The organism is Micromonospora acroterricola, assembly GCF_003172955.1.
GTDB classification, from domain to species: domain Bacteria; phylum Actinomycetota; class Actinomycetes; order Mycobacteriales; family Micromonosporaceae; genus Micromonospora; species Micromonospora acroterricola.
In genome coordinates this window covers 1-4,254 of sequence record NZ_QGKR01000247.1, presented here as the reverse complement: position 1 = coordinate 4,254, position 4,254 = coordinate 1, and the positions used below count along the sequence as shown (strand labels likewise).

Annotated in this window: 3 protein-coding genes and 1 pseudogene; 3 read left to right on the top strand and 1 reads right to left on the bottom strand. The window is 72.3% G+C overall.

Annotation, left to right across the window (positions count from 1 at the left end):
- The coding region (locus DKT68_RS22030; RefSeq protein ID WP_109819298.1) for a glycerate kinase family protein at nucleotides 1-1,096 on the bottom strand (1,096 nt) is incomplete at its 3' end.
- A gap of 68 nt (nucleotides 1,097-1,164) precedes the next feature.
- On the opposite strand from DKT68_RS22030, the gene nadA reads away from it, so the two are divergent.
- The 3 genes and pseudogenes from nadA to DKT68_RS22015 form a co-directional block, all read left to right on the top strand.
- Nucleotides 1,165-2,364, top strand: a complete 1,200-nt coding sequence (gene nadA, locus DKT68_RS22025; protein WP_109819299.1) for a quinolinate synthase NadA — start codon at nucleotides 1,165-1,167, stop codon at nucleotides 2,362-2,364.
- Nucleotides 2,365-2,576: 212 nt separating this feature from the next.
- Entirely contained in the window at nucleotides 2,577-3,932 is a 1,356-nt protein-coding gene (gene murA / locus DKT68_RS22020; protein WP_109819297.1) for a UDP-N-acetylglucosamine 1-carboxyvinyltransferase, read from the top strand.
- A gap of 185 nt (nucleotides 3,933-4,117) precedes the next feature.
- Nucleotides 4,118-4,254: pseudogene (locus tag DKT68_RS22015) on the top strand (DUF3043 domain-containing protein); the annotation flags it as partial.

Here is a 4,254-nt window from a genome sequence, read left to right as displayed (position 1 = left end):
GCCCCTCCGCGGGCCGGCTCAGCGCGGCGGCGAGCCCACCGCCCTCCTCCCCGCCGAAGTGCTCGACCAGGCTGTACGCGTCGGTCACCCCCGCCGAGGCGGCCTCCCGCCGGCCGGTGCTCACCTGACCCGCCACCACCACACAGGGGACGCCGCGGTCCCGGGCGGCCCCGGCCACCCCGGCGACGACCTTGCCGCGCAGCGACTGGTGGTCGAAGGACCCCTCCCCCGTGATCACCAGGTCGGCGGTGTCGAGTGCGGTGTCCAGCCCGGTGGCCCGCGTGACCAGGCCGATCCCCGACTCGCAGCCGCCGCCCAGGGCGAGGATGGCCGCGCCGATGCCGCCCGCGGCGCCGCCGCCGGGCAGCGTGCCGAGCCCCGCCGGGCAGCCGGGCAGCGCCTGCTCCAGCACTCCCGCGAAGCGCTCCAGCGCGGCGTCCAGCAGCAGCACGTCGGCCCAGTCGGCGCCCTTCTGCGGGCCGAACACGTTGCTCGCGCCGTGCAGGCCGAGCAGCGGGTTGTCCACGTCGGTGGCGGCGACCAGCCGGACGCCGCGCAGCCGGGGCGCGCCCTCCAGCGCGGCGACCGCGGCCAGGGCCGCCCCGCCGTAGGGCAGCGCGGCGCCCGCCGCGTCGAGCGGGGTCACGCCCAGCGCCGCCAGCATTCCGGCGCCCGCGTCGTTGGTGGCGGAGCCGCCCAGCCCGATCACCACCGTCCGCGCCCCGCTCTCCACCGCCGCGGCCACGAGCAGACCCAGCCCGTACGAGGTGGTGGCCTTCGGGTCACGCTCGGCGGTGGCGAGCAGGTGCAGCCCGCACGCCTGGGCGCTCTCCAGGTAGGCGGTGGCACCGTCGGCGGTGAGGAGGATCTCACCAGCCGCCGGCCGGCCCAGCGGATCGACCGTCCGCACCGACACCCGCCGGCCGTCGAGCGCGTCGGCGAGCACCTCCACGAAGCCCGGCCCGCCGTCGGCGAGGGGCCGGATCAGCAGGTCGTCACCGTCGGCGACGCTGCGCCAGCCGTCGGCCACCGCGGCGGCCACCTCGGGTGCGGGCAGGGTGCCGGCGAACTTGTCCGGACAGAGCAGCACACGCATGCCCAGCAGTGTGGCAGCCCACACCGACGGAAGCTGCGCCGCGTTCGCGCTGTGGGACCATGGGTCACGTGACTTCGACCTGGGTGGAACCCTCCAACACGGCGACGGCTCTGCTGCTGCTCGGCCGGGGCAGCGACCCCGACACCGAGCGCGGCGTCGAGTGTCCGGGCGACCTGCCGGCGCCCAGCGATCCGGATCTGGTGGCCCGCGCTGCGGCGGCGAAGGCGAAGCTGGGCAGCAGGGTCTTCGTGCTGGGGCACCACTACCAGCGCGACGAGGTGATCCAGTTCGCGGACGTGACCGGCGACTCGTTCAAGCTGGCCCGGGAGGCAGCGGCCCGCCCGGACGCGGAGTACATCGTCTTCTGCGGCGTGCACTTCATGGCCGAGAGCGCCGACATCCTCACCACCGACGCGCAGCGGGTGATCCTGCCCGACCTGGCGGCGGGGTGCTCGATGGCCGACATGGCGGTGCTGGGCCAGGTCGAGGCCGCCTGGGACACGCTGACCGAGCTGGGCATCGCCGGCGAGACCGTGCCGGTGACGTACATGAACTCCTCGGCCGACATCAAGGGGTTCGTCGGCCGCAACGACGGCGTGGTCTGCACGTCCTCCAACGCCAAGCGCGCCCTGGACTGGGCGTTCGAGCAGGGGTCGAAGGTGCTCTTCCTGCCCGACCAGCACCTGGGCCGCAACACGGCGGTGCTGGAGATGGGCCTGTCCCTGGACGACTGCGTGCTCTACGACCCGCACAAGCCGGGCGGCGGGCTCACCGCCGGGCAGCTGCGAGCCGCCAAGATGATCCTGTGGCGGGGGCACTGCTCGGTGCACGGCCGGTTCACCCTGGAGAGCGTCAACGACGTCCGCGAGCGGGTGCCCGGGGTCAACGTGCTGGTCCACCCGGAGTGCCGGCACGAGGTGGTCACGGCCGCCGACTACGTCGGCTCGACCGAGTACATCATCAAGACCGTCGAGGCGGCCCCGGCCGGCTCGGCGTGGGCACTCGGCACCGAGCTGAACCTGGTGCGCCGGCTCGCGCTGGCACACCCGGACAAGCAGATCATGTTCCTCGACAAGGCGGTCTGCTACTGCTCGACGATGAACCGGATCGACCTGCCGCACCTCGTCTGGACGCTGGAGGAGCTGGTCGCGGGCCGGGTTCCCAACCAGATCACGGTGGACGCCGACACCGCGCACCACGCCCGGGTGGCCCTGGACCAGATGCTCGCTCTGCCCGGCGCGGCCACCCCGCCGCCGGTCGTGGCCTGATCACGATCCGTAGCGCCCTTGGTACGCAAAAGTGCCGGATCACCGATTAATGCCACACACGCCGATGTGACCGAGTCCTTTTTCGTCACCGAGGGCTATGCTGCCGGAGCGACGACGCAAGCGGGCCGTTTCGATATGGCCGCACCCGGGGTAGCGAAGAGGTTCAGGCTCCCCACCAACAACACGGCAGCACCGACGCGCTGGAGGTTGCGTTGACCGACGACGTCCTGGTCGTACACGGAGGCACTCCGCTTGAAGGGCGGATCCGCGTGCGCGGCGCGAAGAACCTGGTTTCGAAGGCGATGGTCGCCGCACTGCTCGGCGACAGCCCCAGCCGGCTGTTCGACGTGCCGAAGATCCGCGACGTCGAGGTGGTCCGGGGTCTGCTCGGTCTGCACGGCGTCAAGGTGACCGACGGCGCCGAGGACGGCGAGCTCGTCTTCGACCCGGCGAACGTGGAGAGCGCCAGCACCGACCAGATCAACGTGCACGCCGGCTCCAGCCGGATCCCGATCCTGTTCTGCGGCCCGCTGCTGCACCGGCTCGGGCACGCGTTCATCCCGGATCTGGGTGGCTGCCACATCGGCCCGCGCCCGATCGACTTCCACCTTCAGGCGCTGCGTGAGTTCGGCGCGACGGTCGACAAGCGGCCCGAGGGTCTGCACCTGTCCGCGCCCAACGGGCTGCACGGGACGAAGTTCGCCCTGCCGTACCCGAGCGTCGGCGCTACCGAGCAGGTGCTGCTGACCGCGGTGATGGCCGAGGGCGTCACCGAGCTGCGCAACGCCGCGGTGGAGCCGGAGATCATCGACCTCATCTGCATCCTGCAGAAGATGGGCGCGATCATCAAGGTGCACACCGACCGGGTGATCGAGATCCAGGGTGTGCCGAAGCTGCACGGCTACACCCACCGGCCGATCCCGGACCGGATCGAGGCGGCGAGCTGGGCGGCCGCCGCGCTGGCCACCCGCGGTCACGTCGAGGTGCTCGGCGCGCAGCAGGCCGACATGATGACCTTCCTGAACATCTTCCGGTCGGTCGGCGGCGAGTACGAGGTCACCGACGCCCGTCCGCCGAAGCTGGGCGACCCGGGCCAGGAGGGCGGCATCCGGTTCTGGCACCCGGGCGGCGAGCTGAACGCCGTGGCGCTGGAGACCGACGTGCACCCCGGCTTCATGACCGACTGGCAGCAGCCGCTGGTCGTGGCGCTCACCCAGGCCCGCGGGCTGTCGATCGTCCACGAGACGGTCTACGAGCAGCGGCTGGGCTACACCGAGGCGCTGAACTCGATGGGCGCCAACATCCAGGTCTACCGGGACTGCCTCGGCGGCACCCCGTGCCGCTTCGGCCGGCGCAACTTCAAGCACTCGGCCGTGATCGCCGGGCCGAGCAAGCTGCACGCCGCGGACCTGGTCATCCCGGACCTGCGGGCCGGCTTCAGCCACCTGATCGCGGCGCTCGCCGCCGAGGGCACCTCCCGGGTGTACGGCGTCGACCTGATCAACCGGGGCTACGAGGACTTCGAGGCGAAGCTCGCCGACCTGGGCGCGCACGCCGAGCGTCCGTAACCTCGATCACCTTTTGTTCGCTGCGACAACTCCAGTTCGGCTGGCGGCCATGATTCGGCCTCCGCGCCGCCTGGCGGCGCTCCGGACCGAATGAAGGCCGGTCTGACGCCGCGCTGCGACCTGGAGCCGTCGGCCCGGTGCACCGCGATGTGCACCGGGCGCGAACCGTTGGCTACCCTTGCCGCGTGCCGTCGCTCTTTCGCCGCAAGTCCACCGACCTCGTCGACGAGGCCGTCTCCTCGGTGACCCCCGAGGAGGCCGCCGAGCGGTCCCGGGGCTACACCCCGGCCAAGGGTCGGGAGACGCCGAAGCGGCCCACCGC